At 56.7% G+C, this 15,039-nt stretch carries 16 protein-coding genes; 14 read left to right on the top strand and 2 right to left on the bottom strand.

What is annotated here, in order from left to right; all coding sequences use genetic code 11:
- The first annotated feature begins 1 nt into the window (after position 1).
- The 10 genes from ABC336_RS05150 (at position 2) to ABC336_RS05105 (ending at position 10,319) form a co-directional block, all read left to right on the top strand.
- Complete coding sequence (locus ABC336_RS05150; RefSeq protein WP_413237646.1) at positions 2-721, top strand: sugar phosphate nucleotidyltransferase; 720 nt, start codon at positions 2-4, stop codon at positions 719-721.
- Positions 721-1,695, top strand: coding sequence for a dTDP-glucose 4,6-dehydratase (gene rfbB, locus ABC336_RS05145; RefSeq protein WP_413237645.1), 975 nt, complete (start codon positions 721-723; stop codon positions 1,693-1,695). Before ABC336_RS05150 ends, rfbB begins: the two co-directional genes overlap by 1 nt.
- A 71-nt stretch (positions 1,696-1,766) precedes the next feature.
- Positions 1,767-2,909 (top strand): CgeB family protein, encoded by a 1,143-nt coding sequence (locus ABC336_RS05140; RefSeq protein ID WP_413237644.1) that lies wholly within the window; start codon positions 1,767-1,769, stop codon positions 2,907-2,909.
- Between the two features lie 73 nt (positions 2,910-2,982).
- A complete protein-coding gene (locus ABC336_RS05135) occupies positions 2,983-4,020 on the top strand; it encodes a GT-D fold domain-containing protein (RefSeq protein WP_413237643.1) in 1,038 nt (345 codons plus the stop codon).
- A complete protein-coding gene (locus tag ABC336_RS05130) occupies positions 4,017-5,321 on the top strand; it encodes a glycosyltransferase family 2 protein (protein ID WP_413237642.1) in 1,305 nt (434 codons plus the stop codon). The genes ABC336_RS05135 and ABC336_RS05130 overlap by 4 nt, the downstream gene beginning before the upstream one ends.
- 26 nt (positions 5,322-5,347) lie before the next feature.
- Positions 5,348-5,638, top strand: coding sequence for a hypothetical protein (locus tag ABC336_RS05125; protein WP_413237641.1), 291 nt, complete (start codon positions 5,348-5,350; stop codon positions 5,636-5,638).
- A gap of 4 nt (positions 5,639-5,642) precedes the next feature.
- A complete protein-coding gene (locus ABC336_RS05120; protein ID WP_413237640.1) occupies positions 5,643-6,923 on the top strand; it encodes a glycosyltransferase in 1,281 nt (426 codons plus the stop codon).
- Between the two features lie 21 nt (positions 6,924-6,944).
- The gene (locus ABC336_RS05115) at positions 6,945-7,970 is read left to right on the top strand and encodes a glycosyltransferase family protein (protein ID WP_413237639.1); all 1,026 of its coding nucleotides are present in this window, start codon (positions 6,945-6,947) and stop codon (positions 7,968-7,970) included.
- A 37-nt stretch (positions 7,971-8,007) separates the two neighbouring features.
- Entirely contained in the window at positions 8,008-9,141 is a 1,134-nt protein-coding gene (locus ABC336_RS05110) for a DegT/DnrJ/EryC1/StrS family aminotransferase (protein WP_413237638.1), read from the top strand.
- Positions 9,138-10,319, top strand: a complete 1,182-nt coding sequence (locus ABC336_RS05105; RefSeq protein ID WP_413237637.1) for an ATP-grasp domain-containing protein — start codon at positions 9,138-9,140, stop codon at positions 10,317-10,319. Before ABC336_RS05110 ends, ABC336_RS05105 begins: the two co-directional genes overlap by 4 nt.
- 58 nt (positions 10,320-10,377) lie before the next feature.
- Here ABC336_RS05105 and ABC336_RS05100 read toward each other — a convergent pair whose 3' ends face one another.
- A complete protein-coding gene (locus tag ABC336_RS05100; protein WP_413237636.1) occupies positions 10,378-11,379 on the bottom strand; it encodes a ketoacyl-ACP synthase III in 1,002 nt (333 codons plus the stop codon).
- Between the two features lie 216 nt (positions 11,380-11,595).
- Here ABC336_RS05100 and ABC336_RS05095 point away from each other — a divergent pair, with 216 nt between their 5' ends.
- Positions 11,596-12,177 carry a YhcN/YlaJ family sporulation lipoprotein gene (locus ABC336_RS05095; RefSeq protein WP_413237635.1) on the top strand — a complete coding sequence of 194 codons (582 nt, stop codon included), beginning with the start codon at positions 11,596-11,598 and terminating at the stop codon, positions 12,175-12,177.
- A 182-nt stretch (positions 12,178-12,359) separates the two neighbouring features.
- On the top strand, positions 12,360-12,584 hold the full coding sequence (locus tag ABC336_RS05090) for a helix-turn-helix domain-containing protein (RefSeq protein ID WP_020617509.1): 225 nt from the start codon (positions 12,360-12,362) through the stop codon (positions 12,582-12,584).
- A gap of 83 nt (positions 12,585-12,667) precedes the next feature.
- Here the strand turns inward: ABC336_RS05090 and ABC336_RS05085 are convergent, their stop codons facing one another.
- Positions 12,668-13,504, bottom strand: coding sequence for a sugar phosphate isomerase/epimerase family protein (locus ABC336_RS05085; RefSeq protein ID WP_413237634.1), 837 nt, complete (start codon positions 13,502-13,504; stop codon positions 12,668-12,670).
- A 284-nt stretch (positions 13,505-13,788) separates the two neighbouring features.
- Here ABC336_RS05085 and ABC336_RS05080 point away from each other — a divergent pair, with 284 nt between their 5' ends.
- A complete protein-coding gene (locus tag ABC336_RS05080) occupies positions 13,789-14,175 on the top strand; it encodes a LytTR family DNA-binding domain-containing protein (protein ID WP_413237633.1) in 387 nt (128 codons plus the stop codon).
- A 187-nt stretch (positions 14,176-14,362) separates the two neighbouring features.
- Positions 14,363-15,010 (top strand): fumarylacetoacetate hydrolase family protein, encoded by a 648-nt coding sequence (locus ABC336_RS05075; RefSeq protein ID WP_413237632.1) that lies wholly within the window; start codon positions 14,363-14,365, stop codon positions 15,008-15,010.
- Positions 15,011-15,039 lie beyond the last annotated feature (29 nt).

Raw genomic sequence — 15,039 nt, 5'->3', positions numbered from 1 at the left:
TATGAAAGGCATCATACTGGCCGGGGGGACCGGGAGCCGGCTCTACCCGCTGACGAAGATCATCAACAAGCATCTGCTTCCGGTGGGGACTGTACCGATGATCTGCCATAGCGTGGAGAAGCTTCGTGACGCGGGGATCCATGAGATCCTGCTGGTCATCGGGACGCATTCGGCAGGCTTATACACGCAACTGCTCGGCAGCGGCCGCGAATGGGGGGTGCGGTTGAGCTACAGGATCCAGGAGGAAGCTGGAGGAATCGCCGATGCACTCGACGGCGCACAATCCTTTGTCAGTCCAGGTGAGCGATTCGTGGTGCTCCTCGGCGACAATCTGTTCGAAGATGATCTGAGCGATCATCTCCGCGAGTACTCCCTGCAGAAGAGCGGTGCTAGAGTGCTGCTCAAAAAGGTTCCCGATCCCAGGCGCTATGGCGTTCCCGTGCTGGATGGGGACAGGATCGTCTCGATCGTAGAGAAGCCGCAACAGCCGCCGTCTGCCTACTGCGTAACAGGAATCTATATGTATGATTCCACCGTATTTGACATCATCGACGGCATCCAGCCCTCGGGACGCGGCGAGCTGGAGATTACCGATGTCAACAACGTCTACGCCGCTCGCGGCGAGCTTGGTTATGCGATGCTCGGCGGCTGGTGGACGGACGCCGGCACCTTCGAATCGCTGTATGAGGCAAGCAGCCGCTTCATGGGGAGGCGGAGCTGATGGCCAGACTGCTCGTTACCGGCGGACTGGGATTTATCGGCAGCAATTTTATCCTTCACATGCTGCGGCAGGACCCCTCCTGCGAGATCATCAATCTCGACGCCCTCACTTATGCGGGCAACCCGGATAACCTGGCCGCTGTCTCTCACCTGCCCGGCTACCGCCATGAACACGGCAGCATCACCGATCCGGCTCTCGTCGGCCGGCTGATGGCTGAAGGCATCGATGCGGTCATTCACTTTGCCGCCGAATCACATGTCGATCGCAGCATCGCCGATCCCCGGCCATTCCTCGATACCAACATCATCGGCACCCAAGTCCTCCTGGAGGCGGCCAGAGTCCACGATATTCCCCGATTCCTCCATATCTCCACCGATGAAGTATACGGCTCGCTCGGCAAGCGCGGCTACTTCACTGAAGACAGTCCGATCATGCCGAACAGCCCTTACTCAGCCAGCAAGGCAGGCTCGGATCTGATCGCCCGCGCCTACCACGAAACGTATGGCTTGCCTGTCATGATTACTCGATGCTCCAATAATTACGGTCCGCGCCAATACCCCGAGAAGCTGATCCCGATGACGATCATCCGGGCCCTGCGCGGGCAACCCATCCCCATCTACGGGGACGGGTTGAATGTCCGGGACTGGCTGCATGTAGAAGATCATTGCCGGGCGATCGTGGAGGTGCTGCGCGCAGGCAAGCCGGGCGAAGTCTACAATATCGGCGGGCACAATGAGCATACCAATCTCGAGATCGCCCGCTTGATCCTGCAGCTGCTCGGCAAATCGGATGCACTGCTGCATTTCGTAGCCGACCGGGCAGGACATGACCGCAGGTACGCGATCGACGCGGGCAAGATGAGCAGGGAGCTGGGATGGCGGCCCGAGCATACCTTTGCCGCCGGCTTGCGGCAGACGGTGGCGTGGTATGAGCAGCACGAGTCCTGGTGGAGGAGGCTGATCGGCGGGGCGTAAGCTCCGCTTCCACACAGCGGCTGCATGAACGTAATTTCTGAAACGCATTACTAGCAAACGGAGGCACAAGCATGCATATAAACGAAACGGCCGGCCCGGGGTCGCCGAGCATCGCAGAGGCGGCTGCGGCCGGCAAGGATGCCGGTTTCCGCAAAGGGCGGGAGGACGGCTACCGATTCGGTCAGCTCCAGGGCGGACTGGCGGGCATCGTCTCGCCTTCTCTGCCGGTCAGAGATATCCATGTGGTCTATGTCACCGCCGGAATCGGCGTGCCATATCCGGCTTTGGATGCAGCTGTTATCGACGCCCTCCGCGGCCTTGCAAGGAAGGTAACCGTTGCTTCGCCTTCCGATGATGTAGCGGGTCTGGCGGGGAAACAGCGGCCCGATCTGGTCGTCGTGCTCAATGGTGTCGTCTTCCCTGCGGAGCAGGTCGAGAAGCTCCGCAATCATGGGATCCGGACCGCGGTATGGTTCACTGACGATCCTTATTATACGGACTGGACGAGCGCTATCGGGCCGCGGTACGACTATATCTTCACCCTGGAGCACAGCTGCGTGGCCTACTATGAAAGTCTGGGCTGCCGCCAGGTTCACTATCTGCCGTTCGCTGCGGCGCCGTCACTGTTCCATCCCAAGCATGTCCCCCAGTCGTATCAATCCGATATCTGCTTCATCGGCACGGGATTCTGGAACCGCATCGACCTGATTGACCGCCTGACTCCGTATCTGAAGCACCGCAAGGTCGTCATCGCGGGCTGGTGGTGGGACCGGCTCAAACATTACGATCAGCTGTCGGGGAGCATCCGTCTGGGCGACTGGATGACGCCGGAGGATACGGCCAGCTACTACAACGGCGCCAAGATCGTCATCAATCTGCACCGCTCGGTAGACGACGATACGATCAACGCCAACCGGATCAAGCTGCCGGCGTCCTCTCCCAATCCGCGAACGTTCGAGATCGCGGCATGCGGGGCGTTGCAATTGACAGATCTGCGGGCAGATCTGGGCAACTGGTACAAAGTCGATGAAGAGATCGCTCACTTTTCCTCCTTTGAGGAGCTGACCGCCAAGCTGGATTATTACCTGACCCATGACGAGGAACGGCGCCGGCTGGCGCTGCGCGGACTGCTCCGGACCCGCTCGCACCATACGTATGAGCAGCGTCTGCATACCTTGCTGGAGCGCATCTTCCCGGGAGGCGCCCCAATATAGATAGCTGTCCCTGTCCCGGAGGCCGCCACAGGCATATATATACTCACAGGATAGATAAGAGGAGGCGCTGAACATGCAGCATGCCAGGAAGCGGCGACCGACGAGACTGCGCCGCGCCGCCGGCCTCGCTGGCAAACGAAAAACGGCGGTCCGCAAAGCTTCGGCGGCGAGGGAGGAGCAGTGGAATCAGCGTCTGCAGGAGCAAGCAGCCTTATCCTATAACCAGGGTTACGATGCAGGATATGATGCAGCGCTGCTTCAGCGTCCGCACGCACCCGTCGAGGAGCTGGCCAGGCAACGGGAGGAAGCGCACAGACGCGGTCTATACGAGGGCGGAGAAGAGATCGTAGACACGATCCTGCCTGATGAAGAGATGCTGCCGGATATCGGAGTACAGCAGATTATCGAAGCGGGCATCCGGGCGCTGCAGCCGGCGAAGATCCATGTGCTTAATGCGATGGAAGTAACGGGCCGCCTGAGCCATGCTATGGACACCGGACGTCCGCTTTCCGTTATCCGACTCGGCGACGGAGAGCTTCTGACTATGGCTCAAGGGACAGTGCTTAGCGACGAAGAAGTGGTGAAACGGGGCGGTTTTTTGCCGTACGCCGGCGTCCGTCTGCCCGATTATGCCGCCCGCGACCAACTGGTGGATGCGATCGGCAAAGCAGACATCGTCGGGATCCCGAAGCTGCGCCTGCCGAATTTCCAGCCGCTCGCCTTTGCCGTCTTCCGCGCGCATGGCATCGACTACCGGCAGCTGCAGCTCACCTTGTCAACCGTCAACTATGCGATCTACCTTGAGCGATATCTGCCGGTCCTCCTGAGGCACAGAAGGGTGCTCGTGGCAGGCAATGCAGCGGACGGTTTGGCCCAGGCGCTGCGCGGGCAAGGGATCCAGGTGACTGGCACCGTCACGCCTGTAGCAGGGATGCAGGACATTCCGAGAGTGATGCAGGCCATCGCCGCTCATTCCTTCGATATTGCCCTGGTGAGCGCGGGGATCCCGGCGGTCGTCATCGTCCAGCAGATCGCCACGGAGCTCGGCCGGACAGCGATCGATTTCGGCCATCTGGCCGACGCTTTCAGCAAAGGAGAAGCGGTATTATGAACAACGGCTATGCAGATGGTGCCAGGAACGGTTACATCAAAGGCTACGAGGACGGCTACAGCCGCGGTGCAGCGGAGGGCGTTTCCCGTTTCCATCTGCCTTTTCAGGGCACCAGTATCATCATCCCGACCTACAACAAGGTCAATTATCTCCGCGAGTGCGTTGACAGCATCCGGGCGTATACGCCTGAGCCCTACGAGCTGATCATTATCGACAACGCCTCAGACGACGGCACAGATGTCTATCTCCGCTCGCTTCAAGGCGTACGCTGGCGGATCAATCCTGCCAATCTGGGCTTTGCCGGATCGGTCAATCAAGGATTGATGCTGGCCAGGGGTACGACGCTGATGATCCTGAACAACGACTCAGTCGTCACCGAGGGCTGGCTGTCAAACCTGCTGTACTGCTTGCATCACAATCCGCAGCATGGCATCGTTGGCCCGATGACCAACTATATAAGCGGCGATCAGCTGCTGGAGACCGATTATGCTACCATGGCCGAGATGCAGGCGTTTGCCAGAGCCTTTAACCGATCAGATCCTTCTGCGTGGCAAGTTACCGCTCGTTTGACAGGATTTTGCATGCTCATGCGGCGGTCGACGTTTGCACGCCTGGGGTACTTTGACGAAGGCTTTGAGATCGGCAACTGCGAGGATGATGATTACGGCTTGCGGACCCGGCTGCTTGGCGAGCAGCTGATCATTGCCCGCGACACGTTCATCCACCATTACGGGAGTGTGTCGATGAAGTCGCTGGAGGGGCGTTTCGACGAAGTATATGGACGCAATCTGCAATATTATGCGGACAAATGGTCTGACCCCCACGGTCTGCTCGCACTGGACTGGCAGAAGGGAGATGCAATCCGCACGATTGATCTCTACCCGACCAGCATCGTTGTTCGAGGTCCGGGACCTGGTCTGTACTGGGTAGAGCAAGGCAGCCGCTATCAGATCGAAGAAGCTGCAGATGGACTCTGCAGCAAGCATGCTGTCCGCCTTTCGCAGGTCGATCTAAGCTCCTGGCCTCTCGCAGGTACGATGACGTCCGAGGAAGTGGCACAGCGGCTGGCGTCGATCCGCGAAGCGGGTCGTCGCGGTCATCTGTACGACGGCGTTCTGCTGAGCAGGCAGCAGAACATCTATCAATATCGCGCGGGGCGTTATCACCGTTTCTTGAACCGCCGTGCGTTCGATCAGTGGCGATTGACCGAACAGGATATTCATCCCATGACAGGGAATCATGCACTGCCTGAAGGCGAGCCGTTGATCGCTCCGCCCGTCATCAAGTCCGAGCATATCTAGAACCAATACTAGGAGGCTGAAGAAACATGATGAAGCGCAAAAAGAAGCCGGCCAGCGCTGCAGCTGCCAGGAAGAAGCGAGTAAGCAAGCCGGTTCGGAAAGCGTCTCTCAAAAGCAGGGGTAAAGGCAAGGGCAGAGTCGGCCGCCGGAGACCGCTGCGCAGAAGAATCGCATCTCCTGCGGTGCCGGCTCCATCTGCGGCAGCATACAATCAAGCTTATGATGCCGGGTTCGACGAGGCATACAATGAAGGCTTCAACGTCGGGTATGCAGAGGGCATGGAGGCCGGCCACCAAGAAGCTTACAAAGGAGCATGATCGCATGGCACGGAGTAAGCATCGAAAGAAAGGGCGCGCGAAGTCATTCAGGTCCTCGAAGAAGAGCAGGCTGACGCGCAGCCGTCGCCGTGCATCCGGGCGATCGGCCACAACCGTCAGCACGCCGCTGAGCCCGTATCAGCAAGGGCATATCGCCGGCTTCCAGCAGGGACGCCAGGACGGATATGCCCAAGGTCTGGAGAAAGCCCGGTCCGCTGCCGTGGCTGAGCCGCCGCCATTGGCACAGACGCCTGAACTGCCGGCTCCTGTCCAGGGGCAGTTGGATGTCTTAGTCGTTGCAGCCAGCCTCATCCCGTCGCTGGAGATCGGGATCGTCCAGCCGTTCCGCGAGCTTCACAAGCGGGGAGACTTCCACTTTGCCGTGCACACGGAAGAAGAGGTCAATCGCGAGATGGTCGAGGCCGCACACACCATCGTCTTCCTGCGCAACGTCGAGCCATCCTCCTACGCACTGCTGGAGCTGGCGCATGCGCTCGGCAAGACGACGGTGTATGTCATCGACGACAACTTCCTGGAGATCCCGCCGACGACGCCGGTCGGCGAGTATTATCAGCTGGAGGAAAGGAAGCAGACCTGCAGCAGATTTCTGTCCCAGGCCCATATCGTCAAGGTGGATTCGCCTGAGCTCAGAGACTACATTGAAGCGAAATTCCGTCGCAAGGTCGTCTACTTCCCGGCCAGCGTGGACTTTGCTTGGCTGGACCAGTCTGACAAGAAACCGAGGCAAAGCAGTCAGGTGGTGATCGGTTACGAGGGCGGCAGCAAGGATGAAGATTTCGCTGTTGTCGTACCGGCGCTCCGCCGGGTTCTGGACTACTACGGCGGTTTTATCACGATGGAATTCTACGGCTATGTTCCGGCCGAGCTTGCCGATCATCCCAATGTCGCTTACAAGGAGGGAGACCAGGAGTATCGCAGCTTCATCCGTGAGCTGAAGCACCGGTCGTGGGATATCGGAATCGCGCCGCTGGCTCTGCATACGTTTAACAACTGCAAGACCAACAACAAGCTGAGGGAATACAGTGCATGCGGAATCCCCGGACTCTATTCCGACTCTCCGGTGTATCGTCCGTGGGTGAGACAAGGCGAGACGGGAGTACTGGTGCCTCATACGGAAGACGGCTGGTACAAGGGATTGCGTGAGCTGATCGAAGATCCCGCGATGCGGCAGCGCATCCGAGAGCAGGCCGAAGCCCAGGCGAGGGAGCAGTTCTCCCTCGAGAGCTGTGCCGCCGCATGGAACCAGCATGTCTTCCGGCATTAGAGACGAGGGAGGGAGCATAAGATGGGAAGAAGATCGGGCTTGCAGGTGCTCATCATCGGTTCTGAGCGGATCGTCTCCTACAAAATCGGGATCGAACAGCCTTTCCGCCATTTGGAGAGAGCGGGCGTCTGCCATTTTAAAGTGCTTGCAGACGATGATGCAGATAAAGGAGATTTGGCAGCTGCCGATGTGATCCTATTTTTCCGTACGGTCCAGCCGAATGCATACAAGCTGCTGGAGATAGCTAACGGGATGGGCAAGAAGACGGTCTATGTCATTGATGATCACTTTATGGCTATGGCGCCAGGCTCCGATATGGGGCGGTTCTATCATGAGCCTGCCAGACGCGATACGTATGTAAAATTTTTGAAAAATGCAGGAATCGTTAAGGTGGCATCCGATTTTTTTGCCTGGCATCTGCAGACGCATTTCCAGCCGCGCAGTGTGGTGAGTTTCCCCGGCAGTGTCGATTTTGCCTTGCTCGACAGCTTCGATAGGCCGGGGAAGAGTGATGGGCGAGTATATATCGGCTATGAGGGAGGCAGGAAAGAGGCAGCCTTCGCCCCGGTTATCCAGGCGCTGCGCGGCATCGCTCGCAAATACGGAGATCAGGTCAAAATCGAATTTTTCGGCTACATTCCCGAAGGTCTGGAAGGGCTGCACCAAGTGACCTTCGCGCATCATGACGACAATTATCAGAATTTCTTGAAGCGACTGTATCGTTCAAACTGGGATATCGGCCTTGCTCCGCTAGAACATACGTTGCTGCACGACTGTAAGACCAATAACAAGTACCGGGAGTATGGGGCATGCGGCATCGCAGGGATCTACTCGGATGCTCCGCCATACTCGGGCTGGGTGAATCACCGCAGCAACGGCATGCTGGCTGGCCCGGGCAGAGAGGCATGGTATGAGTCGCTCTGCGAGCTGATCGAGCAGCCGCAGCTCCGGGCGCAGATCCAGGAGGCCGCACAGGCCCAGGCACGGGAGAGATTCTCGATCGAAGCCTGTGCCGAGAGCTGGAGAACACAGATCCTGCAAAGCTGATCTGCCCGAATTGTCGAAGAAGAAAGGAGCTAGTATCTTGAATCATAAACATATCCCTGTGCTGCAGCCATCGATCGGTCAAGAGGAAATCGATGCGGTGCAGGAAGTCATGCGCTCAGGCTGGCTGGGACTCGGTCCCAAAACCGAACAGTTCGAGCGCGAGTTTGCCGCGTTTGCCGGCACTCGCTTTGCCAGCGCCCTCAATTCGGGTACGGCAGCCCTGCATCTGGCTCTGGATGTGCTGAAGATCGGGCCGGGAGATGAAGTCATCGTGCCTTCGATGACATTTATCTCGACGGTTCATGCCGTGCGTTATGTCGGAGCGACTCCGGTATTCGCCGATATCGAAGCGGATTCGCTCAATATCTCGGCAGAAGAGATCGAACGCCGGCTTACGCCCCGGACGAAAGCCGTCATCGTTGTCCACATGGGCGGACATCCATGCGATATGGATGCGATCCATCGGGTAGCTGAAGCGGGAGGCATCCACGTGATCGAAGACGCCGCTCATGCTTGCGGCGCAGCATACAAAGGCAGGCGGATCGGCTCCATCAGCGATCTGACCTGCTTCAGCTTCCACGCGGTGAAGAATCTGACGAGCGGTGAAGGCGGAGCCATCACCTGCAAGGCGGAATGGATAGACCGCAAGATCCGAGCCAAGCGTTGGGTCGGCATCTCGCGCGATACATGGATGCGGTCTTCGACTGAGAAGGTGTATGCTTGGCAGTACTACGTCGACGAGGTCGGCTACAAGTATCATATGAACGATCTGCAGGCGGCCATCGGCCTGGTGCAGCTCGCAAAGCTGGATAAGCTCAACGGGCGCCGGAGGCAAGTGGCAGAGCGGTATCAGGCAGAGTTGGCTGATCTGGCGTGGCTTCATTTGCCGCAGGAGAAAGACTATGCCAGCAGCTCATGGCATCTGTACCAGGTCCAACTCCCCGATGAAGCGCACAGAGATCGCATGATCGGTCACTTGCAGGATCATAATATCGCCACCGGCGTCCATTATTATCCCTGCCATCTTCATCCTTGCTACATCGATAGCCAGGCTGTCGTACCGCGCACCTCGGCGATCTGGAAGCAGCTGTTGACGCTGCCGATCCACCCCAATCTGAGCGATGCGGACCTGGACCGCATTATCAGCCGGGTGAGGGAGTATCAGCCATGAGCCGGCTGATGGTGCTGGGAGCAGGGATCTCCCAGCTGCCGCTCATCCGGACAGCCAAGGAGATGGGACTGGAAGTGATCCTCGTCAGCCGTCCCGGCAAGTATCCGGGCTTTCGCTTTGCCGACCGGGTCTACGATATCGATACGACAGATATTGAAGGCGTATTGGCGGCAGCTCGGGCCGAGTCGATCGACGGCATCTGTACGACAGGTACAGATGTGGCGGTCAAGGCGGTGGGGGCGGTATCCGATGCTTTGGGTCTCAAAGGCTTGAGAGAAGAGGCCGCGCGCCTGTCGTCGAACAAGTGGGAGATGAAAAAGGCTTTTACGGCCCATGGCGTCCGCACGGCCCCTTTTGTACAAGTGAGCAGCAGAGCAGAGGCGCGCTCAGCTTTTCTGTCCCTGCCCCAGCCGGTTGTATTCAAGGCTGTAGACAGCGGCGGCAGCAAGGGCATCGTCAGGGTCGATACATTGGAACAGACGGACTATGCGTTCGAACAGGTGATGCAGACGACCAAACAAAGCTTTTTTATCGTGGAGCAATATTTGGAAGGGATCGAATTTGGCGCGCAGGCTTTTGTGTATGATGGTGAAATCAAATTTGTGATGCCTCACGGGGACTTCATGTTCTACGGGGATGCAGGCGTGCCTATCGGGCACTACGTGCCCTATGAGCTGGGAGAGGAGGTTATCGCAGATATCCATATCCAGCTGGAGCGCAGCATTGCAGCACTGGGGCTGGATCATTGCGCGATCAACGCCGATTTCATGCTCGTCGGTCAAGAAGTCTATGTATTGGAGATTGGCGGTCGAGCCGGGGCGACATGCCTGCCTGAGCTGGTCTCCACTTACTATGGAATCAATTATTATGAACAGCTTATCCTGGCAGCGCTGGGACAGCCGCCGCGATTCCCCGACAGTGGCGGTACACCTTGCGCCTGCGAGCTGTTGATCCACGACAGTTGCGGCATCCTTCTCAAGCAGGACGACGCCAACGAGCCGCATCAAAATATTATCCAGATCAGCTTCGATCATGAACCGGGGGACCCGGTCCGCCAGTTCCGTGTCGGTACCGACCGGGTCGGCCAGATTGTCGTCAAAGGCCATTCGTTGGAGGATGCGCTCAAGCTGCTGCAGTCAGTCAAGCGCAATATTACGATTGAGACCCAGTCTTCTTGAAAGGGAATGGATAGCGACCGGGGTGCGCTGGCATGAGGCCTGCGCACCCCGTATCTGTCTACCTTGCCGGGGCGGTCCAGCGGAGCAGCAGACCGGATTGTGTCAGACCGCCTCCGAAACCGTAGAGGAGAATGAGCTGCCCCGGCTGGATGCGGCCGTCGCGAATACCGTTGTCGAGGGCAAGCGGGATGGAGGCTGCGGAGGTGTTGCCGTAATAAACGACACTCTCAAGAATATGATCCATCCCGATGCCGGTCCGCTCGCTTATCGATTCCAGGATGCGCAGATTGGCGCTGTGGGGGATCAGCCAATCCAGCTCCTCTGGCTGGGTTTTACTGGTCTGAAGCAACTCGGTGATACCCTCTGAGACGCGGGTGACCGCCCATTTGTAGACTTCCCTGCCATTTTGTACGATATTGCCGTGCGCAGCGATCGGGAAGCCGGCGATATGATCGGACAAGCTGGAACGGTACAGATGATGGCCGATGGCTCCGTCTGTCGCTGAACGAGCAGCCAGGAATGTGCCCTCGTCGCCAGCTTCGACGAGGACGGCGCCTGCCCCGTCTCCGAACAGGATGCAGGTGGAACGGTCGCTATAATCCGTAATCTTGGACAAGGTCTCTGCGCCGATCACCAGAATCTTGCGGCAGCTGCCGCTGAGCAGCAGCCCGCCCGCCAGCTGAAGTCCGGATACGAAGCCGGCGCAAGCGGCCTGGACATCGACGGCTCCGGCGGAGGCGATGCCAAACTCACCCTGCACCCGGGCTGCCATACTGGGGAAGACGGTGTCGGGTGTGGAGGTGGCGACGATAATATGATCGACATCGGTCAGATCGGCAGAGTAACGCTCCTGCAGATTGCGGATGGCGCCAAAGCAAAGGTCACTCGTATATTCACCTTTTGCGCTGATATGGCGCTCGCGAATGCCGGTTCGCTGGACGATCCACTCGTCGTTCGTATCGACCATGCTCTCCAGCTCGGCATTGTTCAAGATACGCTCCGGTACATACGTGCCGATGGCTGTGATACGGGCATTGGAATGCAAGCGATGGGATGGCATGCTTACTCTCCTCCTTATACAGAAGTTCTAATATCAGATATTAATACCTGGTTCTAATACCTAGTATTATAATGGGGCGAATGACCACTGTCAATTGCCATCGGACAGGCACGGATAGGATATGGCCTATCCCGGCATCCTAAGAACGGCGGTCCATTTTGGCCGCTGGGCACTAGGGCAGTTTATCTATACTATTCGTCCCGGGGAGGTCCGCTTATGCAGCGAGCAGCAAAGCTCGGAGCCGCAGTTTTGATCATTGCCGGTATGCTGGCAGGCTGTATCGACGAGCGTCAGGGAGATATCGGCAACCGCAACATCCGTCAGCAGCAGTACAAAAAGGATGCCAACGGCAATTGGGTTATCGATAAACGGTTTGCCGTGGATCAGATGAACGATATGAATCGGGCAAACGGTGGCCGCTTGAATAACAATAATCTGATCGGAGCCCATAAAAATTATCGCATGGAGATGAACAGCGACGTCTCCCGAGAAGTCGCTTCAATCCAGGGACTCCGCATGGCTTATGTATTGTTGGCCGATGAAAACGTATATGTCGCGGTCGCCACGAACGAGCCGGGAGCGGAACCCGACCAGTCCGCCAAGCAGGAAGTGGCGCGAAAAGTAAAAGAGCTGCACCCGAGCCGGGATCTGGTCTACGTCTCCGCAGATCCGGTTTTCGTCGACCGGATGGCCATGTATATGCACGAGGCCCAGTTGGGTCGTTCGGTACAGCCCTACATCGCCGAGTTCAATGCAATGGTGGATCGGATCTTCCCGATTGAGGCCGGCATCCGTTAGGCTGGCAAGCACACCAAAAACCTCCTCGTCTTTTTAAAAGGCAAGGAGGTTTTTTGGTGCTGCATCCAGCCCAAATTTGATAGGGAGCGCACCATCAACAGGGCGGATTCATACTATAATTTGACTGTATCCCTTAACCTTGTTATACCATAAAAACCCGGGCAAGGAGGGGTGACAAAAACGTGAAGGGTAGCGACCATAAGAGCAAGTTTTTATTGACCCATCGGGAGCGCGAAGTGTTCGAACTGTTGGTGCAGGACAAAACAACGAGAGATATAGCCCAGCAATTGTTCATCAGCGAGAAAACCGTCCGGAACCATATCTCCAATGTTATGCAAAAGTTAAATGTCAAAGGTCGTTCGCAAGCTGTGGTCGAACTGATTAAGCTTGGGGAATTAAAAATTTGATCCATACTCGCAGCCCTTGGTGAACCTCCTCGTCTTCCTTGAGTTAAAGGAAGGCGAGGAGGTTTTTTGATATTTTCGAAATACTACAATCCAGCAGCCACGAAAACACGGTCAAAGCCTTGGCGCGAACGCTCAGCGAGGGCCTCTGCAGATTCGGTTGGCGGAGCCGGCGTAAGGATCTCCTGCGCGACAGGACCATTATATCCAATGGCATGTAGCGCCTTCAGGAAGCCGGCCAGATCGATAACGCCTTCTCCCGGGTAAATCCGGTCATTGTCGAGCGCTTCCTCCACCGGCACATCCTTTGCATCGTTGATATGGACGTGTACGATCTGGTCGGCGCGCAGCGACCCGATCTCCTCCACGGTCATGCCGGTCGTGTACCAGTGGTAAGCGTCGAAGAGCAGACCGACATTGGGCTCGCCGATCGCATCGATCCACTCCAGGGTGTCCCGAGCCGTCCATAGAAAAGGATGGGCCCAACGCGTCCGCAGATGATGCGGACCGACGAACTCAAGTCCCAGCCGGATGCCATAGCCGCCCAGGATCTGGGCACACAAGCGGAGCCGCTTCGTAGCTTGCACGGTGAACTGAGCCGCGGGCTCGTCCACCGAAGGCAGTACATAGGTGCAGCAGCGGGTAACGCCAAGTAGCGCAGCGGCAGCTGCTTGAGAAGGGAGCTGGATCAAAGTGGAGCGGAAATTCTCCTCCGTCGTCCGCCAATCGACAGACAAGCCGATTGCTCCGATCACGAGTCCAAGCTCATTGAGTCTGGCCTTGGTTCCGTCTACACCAAGCTCTGCGATCAAACCGGTCGGATCAATGTCGATGCTCTGGAAACCGTAACGTGAGGCGATCTCCAAAAATTGCTGGTCATTTTCCACAGGTCCGAGCCCTGCACGTGTGAGTCCTCTTAACATAGGGATTATTCCTCCTTGTGAAGGGTATAAATTTGGCAAGCCTTTGTTCATTCTATCAGATCAGACGCTGCCGTACACTGCATGATCTGACAGATTGGGATTATAAGTTGACAGGGGGATTGATTTTTGTCAATATATTCTTATACAAGGGACACTTATCGCTAGGTTAGTAACTGTCGCTCCAGTAGAGTACTCTGTACTCGCAGCAGCTTCCCCGTCCATGTTTTTTTGGAACAGGGAACATCTATATAGCTGCTCAAATAATCCAACAAGGGATGGTCATTATGCATGATTGCAAGCATTTGTCCGTCGCGCTCGATGTTGATGGAGGATTGGGCCTTAAGCTGATTCAAATCGAAGACATTATTTATTTCGAGTGTGATGGCATCATCAATCGGATTGTCGTGCATACGCGCGACTCCAGCTACTACACGATGGGGACGTTGCGGTTCTATGTAGAACTGTTGAACAATAGTGGATTTAACTTCAAGCTCGTAGACAGGAATAATGCCGTGAATATTCACAATATTGCTTATCTGGACAAAACTACGAAAAAAGCATATTTTGAATGGCCGCTTCAACCCGGCTCCAAATGCTGCACATTTTCTGCCAAGCATTTTGATTCGGTTGTGCGCGGCATGCCTGCCGGAAGGGCCATATTGGGGCATTGAATCCGAAGAACCGCACAATCGTGCGGTTTTTTCGTGCAAATATAAGAAAGTATATGTTAACACATCTACTTGGCTTCTATTTCTCGGAATGAAACTTGCGACGCCGCCAGAGGACGGCGATAGCCGTTTCACCTTGATGTATAAACATTTGTATGCTTTAGAACAATCTTGCTAGGAGTGAACAGAGATGGATAAGACGATCAACAATATATATTGTGTGGGACGCAATTATGGACGGCATGCGGCGGAGCTGGGGAACCATGTACCGGACAGTCCGATGATCTTCATGAAGCCGACTCATGCCATCACGAGCCTGCAGGATACCCTCCTCAGGCTGCCGTCTGCGTTAGGGGACGTTCATTATGAGACCGAACTGGTTGTACGGGTCGGCAAGCCGTATACCAGAGGAGCGCTTGCGGAGCATCTGATCAGCGATTTTGCGCTCGGGCTTGATCTGACTCTGCGGGACGTGCAGAGCGAGCTCAAGGAGAAGCAGCATCCGTGGCTCAAGGCCAAGGGCTTCCTGCATTCAGCACCGATCACCGGGCTGCGTCCGGCAGATCGGATGGAAGTGCTTGTAGAAACCCCGTTCTCCCTGCTCATCAATGGAGAGGAACGCCAGCGCGGCTCCTTGAGCGAGGCCATCTTCGGATTGCAGATATTGGTCGATCATATCGGCGGTCATTACGGATTGGGAGAAGGCGATCTGATCTTCACCGGCACCCCTGAGGGTGTGGGCAAGCTACGGGATGGTGATATCCTGGAGCTCTTGTGGGACGGACAACAGGAGGGGAAATGCCGGGTCAGCATGCATGAGGGGGAAGTCGAATCCTGACGAAACAGCGCGTGAAATAAAAGGAGGAA

Origin of the sequence: Paenibacillus jepli (assembly GCF_047238105.1) — a bacterium.
Taxonomy (GTDB): domain Bacteria; phylum Bacillota; class Bacilli; order Paenibacillales; family Paenibacillaceae; genus Paenibacillus_D.
This window is presented reverse-complemented; position numbering and strand designations above follow the sequence as displayed.

Excerpts from the sequence above, each read along its gene's own strand:
- ABC336_RS05150 (WP_413237646.1), top strand. The coding sequence starts at position 2 with ATGAAAGGCATCATACTGGCCGGGGGGACCGGGAGCCGGCTCTACCCG.
- rfbB (WP_413237645.1), top strand. The coding sequence starts at position 721 with ATGGCCAGACTGCTCGTTACCGGCGGACTGGGATTTATCGGCAGCAAT.
- ABC336_RS05140 (WP_413237644.1), top strand. The coding sequence starts at position 1,767 with ATGCATATAAACGAAACGGCCGGCCCGGGGTCGCCGAGCATCGCAGAG.
- ABC336_RS05135 (WP_413237643.1), top strand. The coding sequence starts at position 2,983 with ATGCAGCATGCCAGGAAGCGGCGACCGACGAGACTGCGCCGCGCCGCC.
- ABC336_RS05130 (WP_413237642.1), top strand. The coding sequence starts at position 4,017 with ATGAACAACGGCTATGCAGATGGTGCCAGGAACGGTTACATCAAAGGC.
- ABC336_RS05125 (WP_413237641.1), top strand. The coding sequence starts at position 5,348 with ATGATGAAGCGCAAAAAGAAGCCGGCCAGCGCTGCAGCTGCCAGGAAG.
- ABC336_RS05120 (WP_413237640.1), top strand. The coding sequence starts at position 5,643 with ATGGCACGGAGTAAGCATCGAAAGAAAGGGCGCGCGAAGTCATTCAGG.
- ABC336_RS05115 (WP_413237639.1), top strand. The coding sequence starts at position 6,945 with ATGGGAAGAAGATCGGGCTTGCAGGTGCTCATCATCGGTTCTGAGCGG.
- ABC336_RS05105 (WP_413237637.1), top strand. The coding sequence starts at position 9,138 with ATGAGCCGGCTGATGGTGCTGGGAGCAGGGATCTCCCAGCTGCCGCTC.
- ABC336_RS05100 (WP_413237636.1), bottom strand. The coding sequence starts at position 11,379 with ATGCCATCCCATCGCTTGCATTCCAATGCCCGTATCACAGCCATCGGC.
- ABC336_RS05095 (WP_413237635.1), top strand. The coding sequence starts at position 11,596 with ATGCAGCGAGCAGCAAAGCTCGGAGCCGCAGTTTTGATCATTGCCGGT.
- ABC336_RS05085 (WP_413237634.1), bottom strand. The coding sequence starts at position 13,504 with ATGTTAAGAGGACTCACACGTGCAGGGCTCGGACCTGTGGAAAATGAC.
- ABC336_RS05080 (WP_413237633.1), top strand. The coding sequence starts at position 13,789 with ATGCATGATTGCAAGCATTTGTCCGTCGCGCTCGATGTTGATGGAGGA.
- ABC336_RS05075 (WP_413237632.1), top strand. The coding sequence starts at position 14,363 with ATGGATAAGACGATCAACAATATATATTGTGTGGGACGCAATTATGGA.